The following is a 24,589-nucleotide window of genomic DNA, read 5'->3' as shown; positions in this document are numbered from 1 at the left end:
GACAGAAAGCGATTTCAGCGTCAAGGAAGCCCGGACACATGGCCTTTATCCGGGAGAAAAGCCATATCAACAGCGCGAGCGGCAGCTCGTGGAGTCGGTCAAGACGTCCCGTGAGAAGTCGCCCCAAGCCACGGTGGCCCGGTGGCGATGGTGTGGCCGAGCAGATGCAGTGGGGCGGCGCTCACTCCGGCCGTCTCGACCGCGTCCCAGTAGGCGTGCGCATGGGAGGTGTTGACCAGCCCGTGGACCAGTGGCAGGCCGGACACGGCGCTGTGCAGCAGGGATTCGAGTCGGCAGGAGGCGACCGTGCCCGGCAGCCAGGACCGTTCCGCGTATCCGGAGGCGGCGGCCGGTGGCAGGTTGTCGGCAATGTGCCGCTCCGTGTCGCCGACCGCGAGCAGGCCGCCCCCGACGGTCAGCACATCGCGCCGCCCGCGCATCCGGGCGAGGGCGCGTGCGGTGTCGAAGCAGTGTGGGAAGGAGTCGTCGACCACGGCGGTGCCGGGGCGCAACCGGTCGACGTCGAGGACGGCGGTGCCACCGCTGACGGCGGTGACGATCAGGTCGGCCTCGTACACGGCGGGGGGAAGGGCCGGGGCGGACTCGGCCGTCGCCACCGACCCGGCCAGCCCGCTCCCGCGCAGCTCCGTGGCGAGGGCGCGCAGGCGCGGCGCGCTGCCCGCGACATCGCACAGCACCAAGTGGGCGGGCGGGCGCGGCGCGCGAGTGAGGAGCAGGTTGAGGGATGAGGTGCCGATCGAGCCGAGTCCGACCATGGCGACGGTCAGGTCACCGAGGTCACGTCCGCTCGCGGCGAGTGCGGCGTGGACGGTCTTGACCACGGACACGGCGGTGGCGGCGTGGCCGGTGGTGATCGCCGTCGTCGTCCGGTCGGTGGCGCGCACCACCTCGAATCCGTAGCCGGTCAATGCGGGGATCATGCCCGCCAGGGACACGCAGCGTGCGCCGAGGGAGGCGGCGTGGCTGACGGCACGGGCGGTGTGGCGGGTCAGCGTGCTCCCCGCGGCCAGTTCATCCGCGAACAGCGGCAGCGCGACGAACGCGGAGCAGCCCAACGGTGTGCTGATCTCCTCCAGCAGGCGGGGACCTCCGTCCGGGAAGAGCAGGTCTCGCATGTGTGCGCGAGGCAGGTCGGGTTCCGGTATCCCGGCGAGCGCCGCCAGGTGTCCGGGAGCCGGTAGGTAGCCGATGAGCGCGGCGTCCGTACCACCGAAAGCACGCGGCGCCCGGGCTGGCGCCGGGGCCGGGGTAGGGCGCGGGCGGGGCATGGCCGCCCGGGTGAGCTCGTCCCGCAGGGCGTGGGTGAACGCGGTGAAGGCGAGCGCGTCGAGGGCGGCGGCCGATGCCCGCAGGGTGACGCGCAGGCCGTCCGCGACCGGCCGGACGGCCAGGAATACGTCGGTTCCCACCGGGGGCGGGGCGAGTTCCGTGTCGTGGTGATCCCCATCGAGGGTCAGGGTTGCGCCGGTGGGTGGGCCGAGAGCCGAGAAGTCCAGGTAGCTGAAGAGGAACTGAGTGGCGATCGGCAGGCCGGGTGGGGCGGCGGGCAGGTTCGGCGGACTGGGTCGGCCTTCGGACGGCTCGCCGTCGGTGCCTCTGCTCATGCTGCCGCCGGTGCCACCATCGGCGCCGCCGCTCGTACCACCACCGGTGTCGCCGACGGTGTCGTACGTCCGGGCGGCCACGGCTTCCTCGGTGATCCGGAGCAGGTCCTCGCGGAAGGAGCGGAACGATCCGTCGAGTGGCGTGGCCCCGGCGCCCGCCTCCGCCACGGCAGGGCGCAGCGGCACGGCGGCCGCCAAGGGACCGAACAGCCGGCTGATGTCGGGCAGCGCGTGGTCGCGTCCGGTGACCGCCAGCCCGAGGACGAGGTCCCATTGCCCGGTGAGGTCCGCCAGGGCCCGGTAGTAGGCGGCCAGGACGGGGGCGTACGGCGTGGCGCGGACAGTGGTGGCGAGTTGGCGCAGCCCGGCCGTCAGCTCGGCGTCGAGGGTGAACCCCGCCGACCTGAACTCCGCAGAACCGACCCCCGTGGCTCCGGCGCCCGCCGTCGCGTCGCTCCCCGCGCCCGGGCGTCGCAGGTCGGGCCGCTGGTACGGGGTGGCGTGGCGGGCCCGCCAGGCGGTGGTCGCCGCGTCCCGGCCGGGGTCCAAGTCCGGCTGCTGGAGCAGGGTGACGTAATCGCGGAAGGTGCTGCGCAGCGGTGGTAGCCCGGTCGGCTCGCCGCGGCCGAGCCGGTCGTAGACGGCGATCAGTTCCCGGCCGAACAGGGCCGCGCTGTAGCCGTCACCGATGAGGTGGTGGGCGTGGACGACGAGCGTGTGCTCGTCGGGTCCGGTGGTCAGCACGCGCAGGCGCAGCAGTGGCCAGGCCCACGGTTCGAACCGGCGACGGCGTTCGTCGGCGACCCGCTCCTCGATCAGGCCCGGGGATGCCAGCGTCTCGAAATCGACCGGGAGCCGCAGCGCGGGCGGCAGTTCCTGCTGGACCGGCGGACGGGCGCCCGCGGGGAAGACGGTGCGCAGCATGGGGTGGCGGACGACGAGGGCGTCGACCGCGCGCTGAAAGACATCGGTCCGCAGCGGGCCGCGCAGTCGCAGCCGGGCCAGCCACGCGGAGCCGGCTCCGGGCGCGATGGCCTCGGCGACCAGGAAGCCGCGCTGGGTTGGGGTGAGGGGATACGGCGTGAGGTCCGCGCCGGCGAGGGCGGAGGTGTCGCCGCCTCCGGTGGTGGGAGGGGTGTTCGGAGCGGACAACATTCCCGGGCCAGACGGGTTCCCCGGGCCAGACGGCACGGCCTGGTACGGCAGGGCGGACGGGGCTGCCGCATCGGACGGGTTACCCGGCGCGGGCGGGTAACCCGGCGCGGGCGGGCTTGCCGGAACGGGCGGGTTTCCCAGGACGGGCTGGTCGGGCACAGCGGGCGGGGTTGCCGCGTCGACGGCCGTGTCCACGGTAACGGCCTCGTCCGCGACGGTGGCCACGTCCACGCGGGCAGTCTCGTCCATGGCAGTGGCCTCGTCCACGGCGGTGGCGAGGGCGGTGAGCGTGGTGTGCTCGTAGATGACCGTCGGCCTCGGCAGGGTGGCGTCTCGCCGTTCCCGTTCGTACGCCTTCTCCAGCCGCGCGAACACCTCCAGGATGAGGATGGAGTCGCCGCCGAGCGCGAAGAAGTCGTCCTCGCGCCTGACCTCCGCGACACTCAGCACCTCGGACCAGATACGGGCCAGGGTGCGCTCGGTTGGCGTGGCCGGTGCGGTCCCCCGGGCCTCCGCACGCGTGGGCGGGTGTTCGTCCGCCGCCGGTCCCGTGTCCGCGTCGGGGGCCGACGCGTCGAGTCGGCGGCGGTCGACCTTGCCCGGGCCGGTGAGTGGCAGCGCGTCCAGGAACCGGAACCGGGCCGGGAGCATGTAGTCCGGCAGGGTGCCGCGCAGATGGGCGCGTAGCTGTGCCGGATCGGGTTCGGAGCCGCCCGGCAGGGGTTCCACGTAGGCGATCAGCCTGCCGTCACGGTGCAGTACGGCGGCCTGTGCGACCCGGGGGTGGGTCTGCAGCACCGCTTCGATCTCCCCCGGTTCGACCCGATGGCCTCGGATCTTCACCTGGTCATCGAGGCGACCGAGGAACTCCAATACACCGTCGGGCCGTTGGCGGACCCGGTCGCCGCTGCGGTACCAGCGCTCGCCGTCGCGCTCGGCGAACGCCGCCGCCGTGAGCGCGGGGTCGCCGAGGTATCCCGGCGTCAGCCCCGTTCCGCCGATGAGCAGTTCACCGGGCTCGCCGACGGTGCAGCGACGCCCGTCCTCGGCTACCACCGCGACCTCCGTGCCGGAGATGGGACGGCCGATCGGCAGTCGGCGCACCTCGTCGCCGGGGCGGGCCCCGATGAGGTGGCAGGTGGCGTTGATGGTGGTTTCCGTCGGCCCGTACAGGTTGGCGACGCGGTGGCCGGGTCCGAACAGGTCGTACCAGCGGCGGACGTGCGCTGCGGGCAGCGCCTCCCCGCCGACGTGGATCCAGCGCAGAGCCGACAGATCGGGGCGGGGCGCCCCGCGCCGCACCCGGGTCTCGGCGGCCGTCAGCAGCCGTTCCCACAGCGTCGGCACCGAACTCCACACGGTGATCCGGTCCTGTACGACCCGGTCCAGCAGCGCGTCGGGGTCGCGGACCAGGTTTCGCGGCAGGGTGTGAACGGTGGCTCCGACCAACAGCGGTGCCAGCATCTGGCGTACGGAGGCGTCGAAGCACACGGAGGCGGTCTGGACGAGCCGGTCGCCCGCGCGGTAGCCGAAGGTGTCCACGGCCCAGTCCAGGTAGTTCACCATCGCCCGGTGGGTGATGGGCACGGCCTTGGGGCGGCCGGTGGATCCCGAGGTGAAGATGACGTAGGCGATGGCGTCGGGGTTGGCGGGGACAGGGACAGGGGCCACCACGGGAAGTGGTGTCGGTGTCGGTGTCGGTGTCGGTGTCGGTGTCGGATCGTCGATGGCCACCGTCGTTACGGCGTCGAGTGTCCCGGCCGTCGCTCGGGTGGCGTCGTGGCACACCACGGTCCGGGCCGTCGAGCCGTTGAGCTGGTCGGCCAGGCGGGCGGTGGGATGGGCGGCGTCCAGAGGCACCCACCCGGCTCCAGCACGGAGGATGCCGACGACACCCACGACGGTGTCGGCACCCGGCTCGGTCAGCAGGCCGACCAGGTCCCCGGGGACGACGCCCCGGGCGCGCAGCCGGTCGGCGAGTGCCGCGGAGGCCCGGTCGAGTGCACCGTAGGTCATGGTGGTGTCGCCGGTTTCGATCGCGACCTGGTCGGCGGCCAATCGGAAACGTGCCGACAGGCGTTCGACGATGCCGCGCCCGGGGGCGGGGGCCGGGGTCGGCGTCGGGGTCGATGCCGGAACATCGCTCCCCGCGGGCGCGGCCACTTCCATGTGTTCCGCGTGTTCGGCGAGTTGCGCGAGATGGCCGAGTTCGGCGAGGTGTTCGCGTGCCAGGCACTCCACCGTGGTCCGGGCGAACAGCCGCGCCGGGAAGTTCCAGGAGAAGTGCAGGGCTTGGTCGCTCTCCCAGCACAGCAGCCCCAGGCGCGTGGCGGCCGAGGCGGTGCGCGCCGCGGCCGGGCGCACCGTGACCGGGCAGTCGGGGTCGGTGGTGACGGGGAAGCGGGCGAAGCTGAACGCCGCCGGGGAGGCCGTACGCGGCCGGGACCCGGCCGCGGGAAGCAGCCGGGCGATGTCCAGGCTGGTGAGCCCGGCGTGCCGCTCTGCGTCCAGCCAGATCGCGCGCAACCGCTGTGCCAGGGCGGGGACCGGCTCGTCGGGGTCGACGGCGGCCGACAGCGGCAAGGTGTCGGCGAGCGGGCCGACCAGCCGGTCGAGACCGGCCAGCCGGAGTTCGCGACGGGCGCGGGCCACGTTGACCGCGATGCCGCGCTGCCCGCTCCACCGGGCCAGACAGCGGGCGTACACGGCCAGCAACAGGTGGAAGAGGGAAACGCCGTGGGCGGCGGCGCACTTGCGCAGTGCGGCGGTGAGGTGGGGGTCGGTGACCACCTGGTGGGCGGTGAGTGGCGCGGCGGGCGGCGCCTCCGGGTCGCCGTCCCAGGGCAGGTCCAGCATCGTGGGGTGGGCGGCGAGCCCGTCATGCCAGTACCGCTGGTCCTCGGCGAACTCCGGCGCGGACCGCTCCGCCTCGACGGCGGCGGCATAGTCGGCGAAACCGGCTTCCAGCGGCGGCAGCTCGGGCGGACGGCCGTGCACGAGGGCGGTGTAGACGGACCACAGCTCCTCGCCGAGGACGTTGAGGCTGAACCCGTCCGCGGCGGCGTGGTGCAGTACCAGCAGCAGGTGGGCCAGGCCGGCGCGTTCGCGTACCAGCACCGCGCGCACCGGCGCCTCATTGGCCAGGTCGAAGGGGCGATTGCACAGCGCCTCCTCCAGGTCGGCCAGGGGGCCGTCGGCGTGGCGGACCTCGTACCAGGAGGGCATGGTGTGCGGTTCGGGCGGCGCCACGGTTTGCACGGGAGCCGTGGCGTCGGTCTCGATCCTGACGCGCAGCATCGGGTGGCGTTCGGCGAGGAGCGCGAGCGCGCGGCCGAGCAGACCGGTGTCCAGGGGGCCGTTGACGGTCTGGCGCACATACGCGTACGCGGTGACCTCCGGGTGGAGTTTGCTGCCCGTGTGGAAGGCCAGTTGCACGGGTGTGAGGGGTAGCGGGGCCCCGTTGTCGAACGCGTCCGTACGGTCGGCGGTGGAGTGTGACGGGGGCGCGGGCTGTTGCGTCGCCCCCACCTGAGCGGTTGAGAGATGGGCGGCCAGCTCGCCGATCGTTCGGTACTCGAAGAACAGGGTGGGTGGCAGGGGTCGGTCCAGCTCCGACTCCAGCCTTCTGACGAGGTCCACGGCGGAGAGCGAGTCCAGCCCCATGGTCAGGAACTGCTCGTCGTCGGCGACTTCGGCGGGTGCGCGGTGCAGCGCCTCGGCCAGGAGGCGGCGCAGCACGCCGGTGATGCGTGACGGGGCCTCGTCGGCGGCGCCCGGTGTGGTTACGAGGGGTCCCGTTGCGGGTGTGAGGGGTCCCGTTGCGGGTGCGGGGAGCCCGATGGCGGTCCCAGACCCGGCAGCGCACGACACGACGGCCCTCGGCTCATCGGCAACCGACACGCTGAACTCAGGCCCGGTAGCGGCCGACACTGCGGACCTCGACCCCGACCCCGACCCAGCGACAGCCGACATCGCGGCCCCTGACCCCGCGGTGGCCGATTCCGCCGTCAGCTCGGCCACCACCAACTGCGCGGCGTCGATACCGCATGCCGCATGCAGCGCGGCCAGGCCCGCGCCCGTGGTCAAGGGCACCACGCCCCGTGCCGTGGCGGCGGTTCGCGACGACGGCTCTGCGGCGGCCAGCCCGGTCTCGGCGAACGCGGCGAAGTTGAGCGACTGCCACGGCCGCCCGGCCGCCCGTTCGGAGGCGGCGAAGGCGTCGAGGTAGGCGTTGGCCGCCGCGTAGTCACCGAGTGCACCGGCCAGCCCGGGCAATACCGAGGCGACCGAGGAGAAGGCCACGCACACCGCCGGACGGTGGCCGTGCCGCCACAGGGCCTGGGACAGCAGGTGGCTGCCGCGCACCTTGGCGGCCATGACCTCGGCCATCTCCTCGGGTGTCTTGGCCCGCATGGTGCCGGGGCGCACCACTCCGGCGGCGTGGAACACCGCGTCCAGCGGCGGCAGATCCGCGACCAGGGCCTCGACATCGGCTTCGACGGACACATCCGCCACGCGGTACTCCGCCGTGGCGCCGAGCGCCTTGAGTTCGGCCATCAGATGGCCCGCCGGAGGACGGGCCGACCGGCCGACGAGGACCAGGTTCGGCCGACCGCGCTCGGCCAGGTCGCGCGCGACCTCGGTGCCTATCCCGCCCGTACCGCCGGCGATCAGGTAGGTGCCGTCGGGTGGCAGCGGCGAGGACAACGGGAGCGGGTCGGTCTCCTCCGCCACCGCCACGGGGGTACGGGCCAGGCGGCGGCCCGCCCGGTACGCCACCGCGCCGCCACCCGGTGCGTTCCGCCCGAGCACCTCCCGCTCCAGGGCGTCGAGCCGGACGTCCAGGGAGTCGTACGAGGACAAGTCGATGCCGTACGCGGTGAGGCCCGGAAACTCCTCGGGGAGGGCGAGTACAAGGCCGGTGAGCAGCGCCTGGGCGGGGCGCAGCCGTTCGGCGGCGACGCGGGTGGCGTGTACGTCCTCGGTGACCGCCACCAGTCGGCCAGCGTCCTGGCTCATCAAGGGGAGCAGGGCCCGCAGCGTGGACAGGATGGTGTGCGTCGCGGTGTCGAGGTCCGCCACGGTCGCGCACTCGGCGGCCGGTCCGGCGAGCCAGACGGTGATCTGCGCGGGCGGCTCGGCGAGGGAGGCGTCACCGTCCCCACGGACCGTGATACCGCGCCGCTCCAGCCGGTGGGTCAGCGCACGGGCCAGCTCCGAATCCGGCCCGGCCAGCCGGACGGTGTGCGGTGTGTCCCCGTCGGCCAAAGGAGGTGTCGCACGCCAGGTGAGACGGTGCAGCGGCGCCGCGGGCTCGGGCCGGTGTCCGGCCCCATGCTCGGGCCGGTGCCCGGGCCGGTCCTCCGACCGATACCCGGACCGGTCCTCGGGCCGATGCTCGGGCCCAGGGTCAGGCCGGTCCTCCGACCGATACCCGGACCGGCCCTCGGGCCGATACTCGGGCCCATGCTCAGGCCGGTGCTCGGCCCGGTCCCCAGGCCGATACTCGGGCTGCTCCTCGGGCCCACGCTCGGGTTGGGGCTCGGGCCGAGTCTCGCGTCGGTGCTCGGGCCAGTGCAGCGGCCAGTGGCGACGGCGCTGGAACGGGTACGTCGGGACGGCCACGCGCGCCCGCCCGTCACCCAGTGCCACGTGGTCCAGCTCCACCCCGCGCGTCCACAGCCGCCCCAGGACCGTCAGCAAAGCCTGCCCCGCGTCGTAGTCGACACCCGCGCCGGTACCCGGGGCTGCCGCCAGCGCCAAAACCTCCGGCGACGGCGCGCGTTCGGCCGCCACGGCGCGGACCGGGCCCGGCAGGGTGGTGCCGGGCCCGAGTTCGACGAAGGTGTCATATCCGTCGTCCAGCAGACGCTCGACGGCGGCGCCGAAGCGCACGGGGCGCAGGGCGTGTTCGCGCCAGTGGGTCGGGTCCAGGGACGGCTGCCACTGGGCGGTCAGCGTGCTGAGCAGGGGTACCGATGGCGGGTGGGGGCTCAGCTGGGCGGCCACGGCGGTGAGCGGGTCGGCCACCGGGCGCATCGCCGGGGAGTGGAAGCCGTGGGAGACGGGGAGTTCACGGGCCGTTATCCCATCGGCGACCAGCCGCCCGACGGCTCGGTGGACGGCGTCCGGGGCTCCGGCGATCACCACGTGTCCGGGGGCGTTGACCGCGGCCACGCACAGCGCACCGGCCGACTCGGCCACCACCGCGGCGACGGCGTCCTCGCCGCCGCGTACGGCGGCCATGGCGCCCGGTGCGGCCAGCTCGCGCATCAGGCGCCCTCGCTCGGCGGCGAACCGCACCGCCTCGGCCAGGGTGAGCGACCCGGCGACGCAGGCGGCGGTGATCTCGCCGACGCTGTGCCCGGCGACCGCGTCCGGGCTCACGCCCCAGGCGCGCAATTGCCGGGCCAGCGCGATACCGAACGCGACGAGCAGCGGCTGGGAGACCTCCGTACGGGCCAGATCGTCGGGCGCGGCATCGGGATCCAGGCACCACTGGGCCAGGGTGCGGCCCCGCACCGGGCCGACGAGTGCGGACGCCTCCTCCATCACACGGCGGAACTCCCGTGCGGTGCGGTACAGGGCGCGGCCAAGCCCCGGCCGCGCGCTGCCCTGGCCGGGCAGCAGGAACACCAGCCGGGGCCGGGAGCGGGCCACCGCGGGGGTGGGGTGGACTTCGAGGCGTTCGGCGAGATCGCCACGGGATACCACTGCCAGGCGGTGGCGACCGTGGTCGCGGGCGGTGTTGACGGTGGCGCATACGTCGCCCTCGTCGAGCTCCGGGTGAGCCCGCAGATGGGCCACGAGGTCACGGGCTGCGGCCGCCAGGGAGTCGGCGCCGCGGGCCGAGAGGGTCAGCAGATGCGGGCCGACCTCGACCCCTGAGTTGTCCTCACCCCCTGAGCCGTCCTCACCCCCTGAGCTGTCGATCGGACCACGCTGAAGACCCGAGTCGTCACTCACACCATGCTCAACACCTCGGCCGTGACTCGCGCCGTTCTCGAAACCCGAGCCGTCGCATACGGCATCCGTCTCGTGCGGGGCGGTGGCCGGTCGGACGCGGTGCGACGGACCTGGGCGCGGTGGCGGGGGTGGCTGCTCGAGGATGGCGTGCGCGTTGGTGCCGCCGAACCCGAAGGCGTTGATTCCGGCCACCAGCGGACCAGGGGCCGTCCATGCGCGGTGCTCGGTGACCACCGCGAAACCGGCCCCGCCATCGTCGGGTAGGGAGGCGGGCGGATCGTGGTGCAACGAGGCGGGCAACTGCCGGTGGCCGAGGGCCAGGACGACCTTCACCAGGCTCGGCATGGCGGCGGCGTTCAGCAGATGGCCGAGGTTGGTCTTCACCGAGCCCAGCAGTCGGGGCCGCCCGTCGGCACGGGGCGCGAACGCCTGTGCCAGGGAGCGCAGTTCGACGGGGTCGCCGAGGGCGGTGCCGGTGCCGTGAGCCTCGATGTAGGACACGCTGTCGGGGTCGACGCCCGCGTCACGGTACGCCTGGACGATGATCTCCCGCTGGGTGAGCGCGTTGGGGGCCAGCAGGCTCAGCGAACGCCCGTCGTTGTTCACCGAGGTGCCGCGCAGCAGGGCCAGAACCGGGTCGTCCGCGCGATGCGCGTCGTCCAGCCGGGCGAGAACGATCGCCGCGCCGCCCTCCCCGGGGACGAATCCGTCGGCCGCGGCGCTGAAGGCGTGACAGCGCCCGGTCGGCGAGAGCACACCCGCCTGCTCCAGCAGCCGGTGGCCGGTCGGGGCCAGCGCGAGGTTGACCCCGCCGACCACGGCGAGGTCGCACTCCCCCGACTGCAGGCTGCGGCGCGCCAGGTGCAGCGCCACCAGCGCCGAGGAACAGGCGGTGTCGACGGCGAGGGCCGGACCGGTCAGGTCCAGGCTCTGCGCCACGCGGGCGGCGACGAGGTTGGGGAGGTTGCCGACCAACGCGGCGGAAGGCAGCCCGCCGTCCGGGCCGGAAGCCCGGGTGAGCAGTTCGCGGTAGCCGCTTTCCCCGGTCGCGGCGAACACACCGATGCGGCGGCCCGTCCGCCGGGGCCCCGCGTAACCGGCGCGTTCCAGGGCTTCATGGGCCAGTTCCAGGAAGATCCGGGCCTGGGGGTCGGTCGCGGCCGCTTCTTCGTCGTCCATGCCGAAGTAGGTGGCGTCGAAGCGGGACGGGTCGTCCAGGAAGGCGCCCCACCGGGCGGTGTCCTCCGGCCGGGTCGTCCATCGGGCGGGCGGCACGGGCCCGACGGCGTCGTGGCCGGCCACGAGGCGGTCCCAGAAGGAGTCCGGGGTGTCCGCACCGGGGAAGCGGCAGGCCATGGCGACGACCGCGATGGCTCCCGGGTCGCTGTCGTTCACGGTCCCGCTCGGGCTCGGGCTCCGGCTCGGGATGGGGGTGGCGCGGGGCGGAGCGGCCTCCGGCAGCCCACCGTGCCGCGACGCCATCACGTGTTCGGTGAGCGCGGCGACCGTGTCACGGTCGCGCAGCACGGCCGGTGGCACGGTGACGCCGAAGGTGTCCTCTACCTCGGCGAGCACCTCCATCGCCTTCAGCGACGAACCGCCGATGGCCAGGAACCGATCGTGCGGGCCGATGGTGTGCTCGGGCCGGCCCAACACCCGCGCCCACATGCCGGTGACGACCCGCGCCACCTCCCGCCACGAGCACGGCCCCCCGGACACGTCCCACGTAGGAGGGATGGCAGGAACCAAAACACCCGCGCCCGGGACACTTTCCGCCGGGGCGGGGGCCGGAACGGCAGAGCCCGGGGCGCCCACCGGCAGGACGTCCGAGTCCAGGGTGCGTGCCCCCGAGGTACCTACCGGCAGAGAGTCCGCGACCGGGGTGCCAGGCCCCGAGGCACCCACCGGCAGAGAGTCCGCGACCGGGGTGCCAGGCCCCGAGGCTCCCACTGGCGGGGAGTCCGCGACTGGCACACCTGACCCCGAGGCCCTCGCTGCCGGAAGGCCCTCCGCCGGAACGGCAGGCGCCGCCTCGGCAGAGACCGAGACATCCTCCGCAGGAATGGCAGAGGCTGAGCTGCCCTGCGCCGGGATGGAGGCGCCCCGGGCCGCAGCGGCCGGAACCGCAGACGACGGAGCCGCCGAGGCCGGGGGCGCGGTGGCCGGGGGCGCCCAGGCCGGAACTGCCGAAGCCGGAACCGCAGGCGCCGGGGCCGGAGCCGCAGAAACCGAGGCCGCCGAGGCCGGAGGCACAGAACCCGAAGCCCCGAAAGCCGACGCTGCCCAGGCCCCAGAAGCCGGAACCGCAAGCGCCGAGGCCGCCGAAGCCGGGGGCCCAGAGCCCGAGGCCGCCGAAGCCAACGCCGCAGAAGCCAGCGCCGCGGGCTCCCCACCCTCGCGCCCCCACCGCTCCTCGACCCCCGCATAGGCACCCGCCTCGAACCGCTCCCGCATCGCACGGCGGCGCAGCTTGCCGCTCGTTGTCCGGGGGAACGCGCCCGGTGGCAGGGGGAGTACGCGTACGTCGTCGTGGGCCAGGGCCTGTCGCACTCGCGCCGCCGCCTCGGCCAGCGTGGCCGCCGCCGCGCGCGGTGGCCTGGGCCACCGTACGAAGACCACCACCCGTTCCGCGCCGTCGGCCGGGTCGGTGGAGCCCACCACCGCGGCCAGGGGCGGCGTGGGCAGGCCGGGGGTGGCCATTGCCACCTCCTCCAGGTCCGGGGCGTGGAAGGTGCGGCCGCCCACGTACACCACGTCCTTGTGGCGGCCGGTCACGCACAACCGGCCGTCGGCCAGGAATCCCAGGTCACCGGTGCGCAGCCAGCCATCGGTGAACGTGACGGCGGTCGCCTCCGGCGCCTTTCGGTAGCCGCGCGCCACCTGCGGTCCGCGTATCTGGATGTGGCCCACCCGCCGTTCGTCCCGCGGGCGGCCCGCGTCGTCCACGATGCGTACCTCGCACCCGGGCACCGGCAGGCCGACGTCCATCAACTCCACGGCGTCCGGGCCCAGGACGGTGTCCACCGCGCGGCCGCGGCTGAGGGCCGCCCGGTCCAGGACATGTGGCGCCGCCACCTCGTCCAGGGGCGGGAAGGTGACTGCCAAGGTGGCCTCGGCCAGGCCGTAGACCGGCAGCGGTGCCCTCTCGTCGAGCCCGGACGCCCGCGCCTTTGCGGCGAACCGCCGCCACACCGCCGGGGCGATCGGCTCGGCGCCGACCAGGACCAGGCGCACGGCGGTCAGGTCGAGCCGGGCGAACACCTCGTCGGGGATCCGCCGTACGGCCAGGGCCAGGGCGAAGTTGGCGGCGGACAGGAGTGTCGCCCGGTGCCGGGCCGCCATCTCCAGCCACAGCGCCGGCCGCTTGGCGAACGACAACGGCTCGAGCCGCACCTGCCCCGCGCGCGCGGCGAGCGGGGCCAGGTGGGTGCCGATGAGGCCCATGTCGTGGAAGTACGGCATCCAGCTCGCCACCACATCGTCGGGTGTGAGGGCCGCGGCGAGGCGGATCTGCTCCAGGTTGGCGAGGACGCAGGCGTGCGTCAGCTCGACGCCCTTCGGGTCTCCGGTGCTGCCCGAGGAGAACTGCAGAAAGGCCACGTCGCCGGGCGCGGCATCCGGCAGCCGGGCGGGCGGGCGGCCCTGCCGCAGCTCGCCCAGTCGCAAGGGCTCGACCTCGTCCGGCAGTTCGGCCAGCAGCGTCTCCGTGGCCTCGTCGACGGCCACCGGCGGGCGGCCGAGCGATTCCCATACCGGCACCACCCGCCGGACATCGGACGCGAGCGGCACCGGGATGACACCGGCCAGCAGGGCGCCCCAGAACATCGCCTGGAAGTCGTCACCGCGGTCGGCGAGCAACGGGACACAGGTGCCGGGTGTCACCCCGGCCGCGAGGTAGCCACCGGCGACGCACAGCGCCTCGTCCCGCAGCCGCGCGACGGTGACGGTCCGCTCACCACCGTCTCCCCGGACATGCACCAGTACCTGGTCAGGGGCCGCGTCGGCGGCGTCCAACAAGACCTGCGGAAGCGTGGTCTCGCCGTTCGGTCCCGTCATCAAGATCCCCAACTCACTTGCCGTCGCCTAGTGGGAGGCGCGGAGGGAGCGTCCGGTTCCAGGCGGTCGGCAATCCCTCACCTCAATGCTCACCTCAATGCTCACCTCAGCGCTCACCTCGACGTTTCACCTCGGCGTTCGCCCGGGGCCGCCGTCGCGGCGAGCCGGTCCACCACGGCCTGGTAGTGGGTCAGGCCGTGGTCGACCCACTGCATGGCGCTCTCGCGAGCCGTCCTGCCATAGGTGCCCGGCCGGTCACCCACGCCGCGCCTCACCATGATGTCGACGAGTTCAACGAGATAGTCGGCGGAAAGTTCACGCTCGTAGTAGCCCGTGACGGCGAGCAGAGCGTCCAGCGGATGGTCGTACGGCGCGCCGGTGTCCAGCAGGAAGCGCACCTGATTGCGCAGTACGCACAGTTCCTCCTCGTAGCCGTACGGCAGCCTGCGGACGAGCGCGTCCACGCGCGTGGTCGCGAGTTCGCGGCTGACCGCTCCCCGTTCCAGCAGCAGGCGCACCTGCCGCTCCGGGTACGGATCCGACCGGACGGCCAGGTCGAGCAGGGTCTGACCGGCGGTGTTGACGGCGTTGATATCGGCGCCCGCGTCCAGCAGGGACCACAAGAGGCTCCAGTGCTCCTCGTCTTCGACCCGGCGGGCGGTGGGGTATGGACGGCCCGGACCGGCGGCCGCGAACTGGGGTGCGTTGCCGAAGGCCGCCTGGGCGCCCGGATCGGCACCCGCCGCGAGCAGTGCGTCGACGGCCGCGGCCGAACGCGCCGCCACGGCGTGGTGCAGCGGTGTCGCGGCGTACTCGTCGAGCGTGCCGACGTCAGCGCCCTCCTCCAGCGCGGCGCGCAGCGCGGCCGGGTCCCCGGCGGCAGCGGCCAGCAGCAGGGCGCGGCCGACCGGGTCCGGGGTATCGCGGGGCGGGAGTTCCAGGATGGCGAAGGCCACTTCCTGGTTCGGCGGGGCGGCGCTGGCCAGCATGACGAACCGTGCTCCGGGGAGCCGTGTTGCCACATGGCCCAGGTAGCAGTCCTCCTCGAAGTCCTCCGTCAGGAAGTCCATCGGGCCGAGGACACCGCACAGCAGCTGGACGACGGAGCGCCGCCGCGGATCCCGTATGCCGCTCAGGAGAGCGAGCCATTCGTTCCCCTCTTCGCCGTCTGATTCTCCGCCTTCTTCTCCGTCTTCGGCGTCCGCGGCCGCGCCGAACACGTCCGCGCTGAAAACGTGCGCACCGAACTCGGCCGCCTCCTCCGCCCACTCCTCCTCGTCCAGTTCCGTCAGGCCCTCCTCATCGGGGAGTTCGTCGCCGAGGAGATCCAGTGCCTCGTAGAGCGAGGTCGCGACACCGATGAGGGAGAACCAGGCGCCGTCCTCGTCCTCGAACTCCTCGTCCTCAGACTCCTCGTCGGTGTCCTCGGTGGCGTCCAGGTCCTCGACGGCGTCCGGGGCCGCCGCGCCGGTGCCGGGCGTTGGAACACCGAAGAGTTCCTTGAGGGCCGCGTCGTCGAACACCGTCTCCTCGGGGTCGTACTGCACGACCACATAGCGCCCACCGGTCAGCTCCTCCCGCAGCTCACCCGACTCGGCCTCCGCGAGACACCGCAACAGCTCGTCAAGATCCATGGCCGGAGTCTGGCAGGCGGGTGCGACAGCCTCCGGGCGGCCGGGCCCGCCGCGGTCGGCGCCGCCGCGACCGGGCCCGCCGGGGCCGTCCGGCCGCCGCCTCGGCTCAGGCGAACACCGACAGCAGCAGGGCCATCGCCAGGCCGAGCACGCTGACCAGGGTCTGTACGACGGTCTGGGTCTTGGTGGCCTGGCTGAGGTCCATTCCGAACGACTCCTTCACCAGCCAGAACCCCGCGTGGTTGACATAGTTGAGGCCGAGGGAACCGGCCCCGATCGCGACCACGAGCAGGGATGCCTCCAGGCCCCCGCCGTCACCGATCAGCGGGGCCACGATGCCGGTGGCGGAGACGATGCCGACGGTGGCGGAGCCCGTGGTCAGCGACAGCAGCAGGGCGATCAGCCAGCCCAGCAGGATCACATTGATATGGGCGCCCTCGGCGGCCGAGGCGATGGCATCGCCGATGCCCGAGTCCTGGAGGACCTGCTTGAACGCCCCTCCCCCACCGATGATGAGCAGGATCGCGGCGATGGACTTCAGGCTGTCGGTCAGGGAGGCACGAGTCTCGTCACCGGATCGGCCGGAGCCGAAGATCGTCACCCCGAAGGCGAAGACGAAACCGGCGAGCATCGCCACCAGCGGCTCTCCGGCGAACACGAGCGCCACGCCCAGCTTGCTCGACTCGTCCAGCACCGTCTCGGCGAGCGTACGCAACAGCATCAGGACGACGGGGACCAGCACCGCCGCCACGGCCAGGCCGGTGGGCACACCGGCCCGGCGGGGCGCGTCCATGCCCGCCTGCGCACCGGGGCCCGAGGTGGCCGCAGCGGGCTGCCGCTCGGCCCCGGCGAACTGGGCCACCAGTTCCGCGTCCGGGGCGACATCGGGAAGCCGGGGCGCGATCCAGCGGGCGTAGACCGGGCCCGCCAGGATGACGGTGGGCACGGCGCAGACGATGCCGACGCCGAGGGTGAGACCGAGGTCGGCGTGGAGACCGGTCATCGCGGTCAGCGGTCCGGGGTGGGGCGGCAGCATGCCGTGCAGGGTCGACAGCGAGGCGATGGCGGGCACGCCGAGGAGGACGTACGGGCTGCCCTTCGTGCCGCCGTGGCTCTCCATCCTGCGGGCGACGCTGAAGATCAAGGGCAGCAGCACGATCAGGCCCACCTCGAAGAACATGGGCACGCCGATGACGAACGCCGCGGCACCGACCAGCCAGGGCAGCCTGCGGGGCTCGGCGCGGGCGACGAGGGCGCGGGCGATGGTGTCGGTCGCGCCCGAGTCCGACAGCAGACGGCCGAGCATGGCGCCCAGGGCGAGGGTGACGCCCACGTCGCCCAGGGTGCCGCCGGCGCCCTCCTCGATGGAGCCGGCGAGTTTCGCGGCGGGTTCCCCGGCCGCGATCCCCGTGCCCACGCTGACCAGGATCAGCGCGACGAACGGGTGGACACGCAGCCGGGAGTTGATGAGGTAGATCAGTGCTGCTATCGCCACCGTGAGGATGATCAGCAGCCACCAGGTGTGTGCGGTCATGCGGTGCCTTCCAGGACATGCGTGTCATGACGGGACATGCGGGCGGGTTCGTACGGCCACCGGGGCATGGGTGGGTCAGGGGGTGAGGGCGGTCCGGGTCGAGGGCATGGGTGGGTCAGGGGGTGAGGACGGTCCGGGTCGAGGGCATGGGTGGGTCAGGGGGTGAGGGCGGTCCGGGTCGAGGGCATGCGGGCGTGAGGCGGTAGCGGGTGGCAGCCGCCATTGCGGTCACCGGTGGCGGCCGCCCCGGAGGGTGTCGGTCAGTCCAGTCCCAGGTGTCCGACCAGTTCGGCCACGGCCTTGTCCTGCCGGACCAGGTAGGTGGCGAAGGCGCCACCGGTGGTGAAGGCGTCGGTCCAGCCGTGGCGGGTGAGCTCGGCCTTCCACTGCCGGGAGGTGTGCAACGCGGTCAGCACCTCGATCCAGCGCTTGCGGTCCGCGGAGCTGATGCCCGGCGGGGCGACGACCCCCCGCCAGTTGTCGAAGACGAGATCGATCCCGGCGGCCTTCAGCGTCGGCACCCCGGGCAGCGCCGCCACGGGCCGGTCGCTGGTGACCGCGAGCACCCTGAGCTGCCCGGCGGCGATCTGGTCGAGGAACTCGCCGATGCCGCTGGTGGCGAAGTCGACCCGGCCGTCCAGCAGGGCGGGGAGCAGATCGCCGCCACCGCCGTCGTAGGCGGCGTACCGCACCTTCTTCGGCTGGATGCCGACCGCGCCGGCCAGCGCCATGGGCAGCAGGTGGTCCGGGCCGCCCAGCGACGAGCCGCCACCGACCGTGACGCCTCCGGGGCTCTTGCGCCATTCGGTGACCAGGTCGGCGAGGGTGCGGTACGGCGAGTCCTCGCGGACCACCACCGCTTCGGGCTCCTCGATCAGGCGGGCGATCGGGGTGGTCCGCGCGACGGTCACCTTCGCACCCTGCACATGGGCCGCGCCGAGGACACCGAGGCCCATCTGCAGGGCGAGCCGTCCATTGCCCCGTTCGTCCACGATGCGCTGCAGGCCGACGGTGCCGCCGGCTCCGGACAGGTTGAACACCTCCATGTCCGAGGCGCTCCCGGTCTCCTCCAGCACCCGGGCCACGGTCCGTGCCGTGGTGTCGTACCCGCCTCCGGGTGTGTTCGGCACCAGGATCCGCAGACCGTCGTCCGCGGTGTCCCCCGGGCCCGGCCAGGTGCCACAGGCTCCGACGAGCAGGGACAGCACAGCGGCCAGGAGGCCGGACAGGGCGCGGCTGCGGCCTCTCATGGCACCTCCCTTTCGCTTCCCAAACGGCGGACGCCATGATTGTGCAGCCTGGTGAGAAATGCGCCCAGGTTGTGTCAGCAGGAGAGATTGAGTTCATTGTGGTCGCCGCGTTCCGTCGTCAAACACTCGCGGGCGAGATGCTGGTGCTGCAGCTCGCCATCGTCGTGGTGGTGCTGATGGCGGTCGCCGCGGTCTCGCTCGCGCAGTCCGAGGCCACCTTCAACCGGGTGGAGGGCCGCCGGGTCGGTGCGCTCGCCGAGCAGCTGGCGGCCCAGCCGCTGGTGCGCAGCCGGCTGGTGGGCCCCTCTCCGGCGGAGGCGCTGGCCCCGCTGGTGTACTCGGCCCGGGTGCAGTCGCGGGTCACGTCCGTCACGGTGGCCGATGGTGACGGGCGCGTCGTCAGCTCGACGAATCCCACGGTGCTCGGCGACCGGCTGCCGCTGGGCAAGGGGGTCGGCGCGGGGCGCGGCTGGTCGGGCACGCTGGACTGGGACGGCAGCAGGGAGCTGGTGGCTCAGGTGCCGGTCCTCGGTGCGACGGGCGACGACCTGGGACGGCATCTGGGCACCGTCATGATCGGCGAGGCGTCTCCCACGGTGTGGCAGCGGCTGAGCGGCGCGTCCTCGTACCTGCCCGTCTACCTCGGCGTCGCCAGCGCGCTCGGCGTCGTCGGCTCCTGGCTGCTGGCCCGGCGCGTCAAACGGCAGACGCTCGGGCTTGAGCCGCGTGAGATCACCGGGCTGGCCGAGCACCGTGAGGCGATGCTGTACGGCATCGCCGAGGGCGTCGTCGCGCTCGATCCGCAGCACCGGGTGACGCTCGTCAACGACGTGGGCAGACGGCTGCTGGACCTGCCCGAGGACTGCGTGGGCCGGAACCTGGCCGAGCTCGGCATCGAGGGACGGCTGCTGGACGTGCTGGCCGGTGCGCGGAAGGAATCGACGGACCCGAAGGACGAGGTCGTCGTCCGGCACGGCCGCGTTCTGGTCATGAACCGGATGACCGTCGTCAAGGACGGACGCCCGCTCGGCTCCGTCACCACCCTGCGGGACCGCACCGAGCTGGCGAGACTGGAGCGCGAGATCGGCTCCTTCCGCGGCACCTCCGAACTGCTGCGCGCGCAGACCCACGAGTTCGCCAACCAGCTCCACACCATCTCCGGGCTGATCCAGATCGGCGAGCAGGAGGAAGTGGTGCGCTACATCCGGGCGCTGAACCAGCGCCGCCAGTCGCTGGACATGTCCATCGGCCGCCGGGTCCGGGACACCGCCGTGGCCGCGCTGCTGATGGCGAAGGCGTCCCAGGCCGCCGAGCGGAAGGTGGCCCTGCGCCTCTCGGACCGCACCGCGCTGGACCGGCTGACGCCCGAGGACGCCGCCGATGTGGCGACCGTGGTGGGCAACCTGGTCGACAACGCCATCGACGCCGTCACCTCCGAGCGCGGCGACGGGAATGGGGGCGGCGGTGACGGTGACAGGAAGATGGCCGGGGCCGGGGACATGACCAGGCTCGGGGACCGGGACGGCGACGAGCCGTGGGTGGAGGTCGAGCTGCGCCAGGACAACGCCAGTGTGGAGATCGTGGTGCGCGACTCCGGCCCCGGTGTCGCCCCCGGACTCGCCCAGGAGGTCTTCGCCCATGGCTTCACCACCAAGGCCGCCCGGGAGGGCGAGCGCGGCATCGGGCTCGCCCTCACCCGGCTCATCTGCGAGCGCCGCGGTGGCGAGATCGCGGTGACCAACACCCCCCAGGGCGCGATGTTCAGCGCCCGCATGTCCGTCAGCCACCCCGCCGACGCGGTGGCGGAAGGAGTGACCCGATGACCGAGTCGGCCGGCCCGATCGATGTGCTCGTCGTGGACGACGACTTCATGGTGGCCCGTGTCCACCGCACGTTCGTGGAGCGGGTGGCGCCGTTCCGTGTCGTCGGCACCGCCCACACCGGCGAGCAGGCGATCGAGGCGGTCGACACGCTCCGTCCCGACCTGGTCCTGCTCGACCTCTATCTGCCGGACCTCTTCGGCCTGGACGTCATCCCCCGGCTGCGCACTGCCGGGCACGACTGCGACGTCATGGTGATCACGGCGGCCCGGGAGGCCGACGCGGTGCGCGGCGCCGTCCGCCAGGGCGTGGTCGACTACCTCCTCAAGCCCTTCGACTACGAGGATCTGCAGCCCCGCCTCGAACGCTATGCGACCCAGCGCGGACGGCTGCTCACCACCGTCGTCCGTGGCCAGGCGGATGTGGACCGGGTCCTGGCCGGGGCGTTCGCGCCCCCGGCGGGCGGCACTCTTCCCAAGGGCCTGAGCGTGGAGACCGCCCAGCTCGTCGAGCGTGCCCTCCGCGAGGCGGACGGCACCGTCTCCGCCGCCGAGGCGGCCACCACGATCGGCATCTCCCGGGTCAGCGCCCGCCGCTATCTGGAGTACTTCCACACCACCGGCAACGCCGACGTCGCCCTGCGCTACGGCACCGCCGGCCGCCCGGAGCGCCGCTACACCTGGCGGGCGTAGCAACCCCGGGCCGGTGCGCGCCGGTTCGCACCAAGCCCGGTGGGCGGTCCGTGGCGAGACAGCCGAACGAGCCTTGTCATGCCCCTTGACGCGGGTCGGCGCGTCCACCAAGATCCCACTGGAATCGATTCCATGGAATCGGTTCCAGTGGGATTCGTTCCGAGGCTCGCCGTCCCTGACCCTCCCCCAACCTCACCACCAGGGCGGCCGCTTCGCCGCACCCACACGAGCCCGACACAGTGAAAGGCCGCATGTGGACGCCACCGTTACCCTCAAGGACGTCGCAGCGCGCGCCGGTGTCTCCGTGGGGACCGCGTCGCGGGTGCTCTCCGGCCACTCGGCCACCTCACCCGCGGCCCGCGAACGTGTGCGGGCGGCGGCCACCGAGCTCGGCTATCGGATGAACGCCCGGGCGCAGGCGCTGCGTTCGGCGCGCAGCCATGCGGTGGGGCTCCTTGTCTCCGACGTACGCAACCCGTTCTTCGCGGACATCGCCCACGGCGCCGAACAGACCGCGCTCGCCTCGTCGTACGTCACGCTGCTGGCCAACGCCAATGAGGACACCGCACAGCAGGACACCTACCTGGATGTGTTCCTCACCCAGCGGGTGGACGGCATCATCATCGCCCCTCAAGGAGAGGGCCGCGGTGACCTGCGCGCTCTGGAACAGGCGCGGGTGCCGCTGGTCTTCGTGGACCGCACCGTCGACGGGTTCGATGTGCCCAGCGTGACCGCCGACAACGCACAGGGTGTCGAGCTCGCCGTCGCACATCTCGCCGAACAGGGCCACACCCGCATCGGATACATCGGCGGACCGCCGTCCGTGTCCACCGGGCGGGCGCGTCTGAGCGCGTTTCTGGAGTCGATCGCCCGCCACCATCTGGACGACGACCCCGCGCTGATCACGGCGGGCGACTTCCGCCGGGCGAGCGGTGGCACGGCGGCCGCGAAACTCCTCGCGCACCACCGGCCGCCGACCGCGTTGCTCGCCGCCGACAGTCTGATGGCGGTCGGCGCGGTGGCCGAGGTGCGCCGACGCGGTCTGCGGATCGGCGAGGATCTGGCGCTGGTCGCCTTCGACGACATCGAGTGGTTCGCCGAACTCGATCCCCCGCTCACCGTGGTGGCCCACGACGCCCGCGCCTTAGGGGCGACCGCGATGCGGCTCCTGCTCGATGTCATCGACGGCGGCACGGCCGAGTCGGTCGTCCTGCCGATGCGGCTGATCCCGCGCCGGTCATCGTCGGCGCGGACGACGCGCACCGCCGCCGTCCACCCGTCCGTCTGACGGCCCCAACCCACCCACGCCCACATCCCGAACACCCACTCCGCGGAGCCGCCCACCGTGCGGCCCCGCCGCCTCGGCGCGGCTTCGCGGACCACCCTCACCTGCCCGAGGCACGACGAAAGGCTGACCATGCGCATCGCACTCGGCAACGACCACGCGGGCCTGGCGCTCAAGGAACACGTCCGCCAGGTGCTGCGACGTCTGGGACACGAGGTGGCCGACTTCGGCCCCGACACCGAAACCCCCGTCGACTTCCCCGACATCACCTTCGCCACCTGCGACGCCGTACGCCGCGGCGAAGCCGACCGCGCCGTGCTGGTGTGCGGGACGGGCGCCGGCGCCCTGATGGCCGCCAACAAGATCGCGGGCATTCGATGCGGTCTCGGACATGACGTGTACTCCGCCCACCAGGCCGTCGAGCACGACGACGCCAACGCGCTCGCCATGGGTGCGTGGCTGATCGGACCGGCCATGGCCACGGAGGTCCTGGAGGCGTTCTTGGCCGCGACGTTCGACGACGACGCCGACACGGTGCGCCGCGTGGCGAAGCTCCGCGACCTGGAACTGCGCTCGGCCCGCGAACTCGCCGACCACATCTGACTTCTCTGGCACACCTCCGAACGAAGGAGACCGGTATGAGCGCTCCTGCCTCACCCCCGACCCCGCCACTCACGCGTGGACGCGTCCGCACGGCCCTCGCGTCCGCCGTCGGCACCTGCGTGGAGAACTACGACTTCGTCGCCTACGGCACCGCGTCCGCCCTGTACTTCGGCGACGCCTTCTTCCCCAACTCGGACCCGGTGGTCGGCACCCTGCTGGCCTTCGTCACCCTCGGCGTCGGCTTTCTGATGCGCCCGATCGGCGGGGCCATCGGCGGCTACCTCGGCGACCGCCACGGGCGCAAACCGGTCCTGGTCGCGGCCCTGCTGACGATGGGCATCGCCACCGTCCTGATCGGTATGCTGCCCACCTATCAGCAGGTCGGGGTGTTCGCGCCCGTGCTGCTGGTGGTCATCCGCTGTATTCAGGGGCTGGCGTTCGGCGCCGAATGGGGCAGCGCCGTGATGATGACGTACGAACACGCGCCCCGCACCCGCCGCGGCCTGTACTCGGCGATACCGCAGGCCGGCAACCCGCTGGGCATCGCGCTCGCCAACATCGCCTTCCTGCTCTCCTCCACCCTCGACTCCGACTGGGCCTGGCGGCTGCCCTTCCTGGCCAGCGCCCTGCTGATCGTGGCCGGAGTGGTCATCCGGATGAAGCTCACCGAGTCCCCGGAGTTCGAGGCCGCCAGGGCGAAGGGCACCACCGTCCGCAACCCGCTGCTCAGTGTGGTGCGCGAGGACTGGCGCAACATCCTGCGCATCATCGCCCTGCGCGTCGTGGAGTCCTGCGCCTACTACCTGACCGCCACCTATCTCCTGTCCTACATCACCGACCGCGACTCCGGCGACCGTGGCGTGGCACTGGCCGGTGTGGTCACCGCCAGTCTGCTCGCCACCGCCACCACCGTGCTCTCCGGTGCGCTCACGGACCGCGTGGGCCGCCGCACGGTCTACCTCGTGGCCTGTGTGCTGGCCGCCGTCTTCGGCTTCCCGATGTTCCTGATGGCCAACTCCGGGACACCCGTACTCATCGTGCTGATCTTCCTGATCGGCATCGGAGTGATCCACGCCGCACTGACGGGCACTCAAGCGGCGTGGTTCGCCGAGCTGTTCAATACCGCCACCCGCACGTCCGGGGCCTCACTGGGCTATCAGACGGCGGCGTCGGTGGCCGGTTTCGCGCCGTTCCTCGCCGTTCTGCTCGCGGAGTCCTTCGACTGGGTGGGTCCGGCCGGGCTCTATGTGTGCATCGCGCTGGTGGGACTCGTCGGAGTGCTGTCCACCCGCGAGACCTGGGGTCCCGGGCAGCGCACGGCCCTCCCGGCCGATCCGCCGCGCCGCGTGGCCGACCGGGAGCGGCATCCCTCCCACTGAGCGGCGGCCCTCACGGACAGCGCTCCAGGCCCTGACCCGGCATGCCCGCACACCTCCGGCAGGGACAGTGCGGGCAGCCGGTGGTGTGCAGGTAACGCGGCGGACCGGCCGTACGGTGGCAGATCAGGCAGGTCAGTTCGCCGTCGTCGGCGACCACTTCCTCGTACGCCACCGGGGTCATCCGGTCGTCCGCGCCGATCCGCTTGTGCGGCGAGCCGACAGCGAGGATCAGATGGTCGGTGATCGCGCCGACCGCGTGCGGGATGTCACCTTCGATCAGGAAGGTCTGCCCGGCATGGGTTTCGTGGATGCGGCCGTCGTAGGTGATGGTCCCGATGCCGGCCACCACGGTCAGGACGTGGTGGCCGGGATGGGTGTGCGGGACGAACCCGGCGCCCGCGGGCAGTCGGATCAGATCGGCGCCGATGTCCCCGTTGGTCACCAGTTCGCGCCCGCTGGCCGACGCCGTGCCGTGGACCGGCACGGGCAGCGGAGCATGCTCCACATGCAGTCCGGTGTGCTGGTGGCGTACCGTCCTCGTGGCCCAGGTCGCGATCTTCAGCGCGGGCCCGGTGTCCTGTTCCGGCATG

The 24,589-nt window shown here is 72.9% G+C and carries 10 protein-coding genes; 5 read left to right on the top strand and 5 right to left on the bottom strand.

Translation table 11 applies throughout. From position 1 onward, the window contains the following. Positions 1-98: 98 nt before the first annotated feature. The 4 genes from ACFYOY_RS09160 to ACFYOY_RS09145 form a co-directional block, all read right to left on the bottom strand. Complete coding sequence (locus ACFYOY_RS09160) at positions 99-13,802, bottom strand: amino acid adenylation domain-containing protein (RefSeq protein WP_388585760.1); 13,704 nt, start codon at positions 13,800-13,802, stop codon at positions 99-101. Between the two features lie 113 nt (positions 13,803-13,915). Further along, the gene (locus ACFYOY_RS09155) at positions 13,916-15,436 is read right to left on the bottom strand and encodes an ankyrin repeat domain-containing protein (RefSeq protein WP_388585757.1); all 1,521 of its coding nucleotides are present in this window, start codon (positions 15,434-15,436) and stop codon (positions 13,916-13,918) included. Between the two features lie 106 nt (positions 15,437-15,542). Beyond that, on the bottom strand, positions 15,543-16,970 hold the full coding sequence (locus ACFYOY_RS09150; protein ID WP_351903147.1) for a gluconate:H+ symporter: 1,428 nt from the start codon (positions 16,968-16,970) through the stop codon (positions 15,543-15,545). Positions 16,971-17,230: 260 nt separating this feature from the next. Then, positions 17,231-18,220: a tripartite tricarboxylate transporter substrate binding protein gene (locus ACFYOY_RS09145; RefSeq protein ID WP_351903144.1), complete on the bottom strand. Its 990-nt coding sequence runs from the start codon at positions 18,218-18,220 to the stop codon at positions 17,231-17,233. 98 nt (positions 18,221-18,318) lie between these two features. On the opposite strand from ACFYOY_RS09145, the gene ACFYOY_RS09140 reads away from it, so the two are divergent. From ACFYOY_RS09140 to ACFYOY_RS09120, 5 genes are all read left to right on the top strand, one after another. Then, entirely contained in the window at positions 18,319-20,043 is a 1,725-nt protein-coding gene (locus tag ACFYOY_RS09140; RefSeq protein WP_388585811.1) for an ATP-binding protein, read from the top strand. Continuing rightward, positions 20,040-20,732, top strand: coding sequence for a response regulator (locus ACFYOY_RS09135; protein WP_351903141.1), 693 nt, complete (start codon positions 20,040-20,042; stop codon positions 20,730-20,732). Before ACFYOY_RS09140 ends, ACFYOY_RS09135 begins: the two co-directional genes overlap by 4 nt. Before the next feature lie 253 nt (positions 20,733-20,985). Further along, complete coding sequence (locus ACFYOY_RS09130; protein ID WP_351903138.1) at positions 20,986-22,020, top strand: LacI family DNA-binding transcriptional regulator; 1,035 nt, start codon at positions 20,986-20,988, stop codon at positions 22,018-22,020. Between the two features lie 129 nt (positions 22,021-22,149). Continuing rightward, positions 22,150-22,620 (top strand): RpiB/LacA/LacB family sugar-phosphate isomerase, encoded by a 471-nt coding sequence (locus ACFYOY_RS09125; protein ID WP_093466494.1) that lies wholly within the window; start codon positions 22,150-22,152, stop codon positions 22,618-22,620. A gap of 35 nt (positions 22,621-22,655) precedes the next feature. After that, positions 22,656-23,999, top strand: coding sequence for an MFS transporter (locus tag ACFYOY_RS09120; RefSeq protein WP_351903134.1), 1,344 nt, complete (start codon positions 22,656-22,658; stop codon positions 23,997-23,999). Between the two features lie 10 nt (positions 24,000-24,009). Here ACFYOY_RS09120 and ACFYOY_RS09115 read toward each other — a convergent pair whose 3' ends face one another. Further along, complete coding sequence (locus ACFYOY_RS09115) at positions 24,010-24,588, bottom strand: cupin domain-containing protein (RefSeq protein ID WP_351903131.1); 579 nt, start codon at positions 24,586-24,588, stop codon at positions 24,010-24,012. Between the last annotated feature and the right edge of the window lies 1 nt (position 24,589).

This window comes from Streptomyces sp. NPDC007875 (assembly GCF_042868035.1).
Classification (GTDB): Bacteria; Actinomycetota; Actinomycetes; order Streptomycetales; family Streptomycetaceae; genus Streptomyces; species Streptomyces antimycoticus.
Note: the sequence above shows the minus strand (reverse complement) of the source record. Positions and strands in the feature narration are given on the sequence as shown.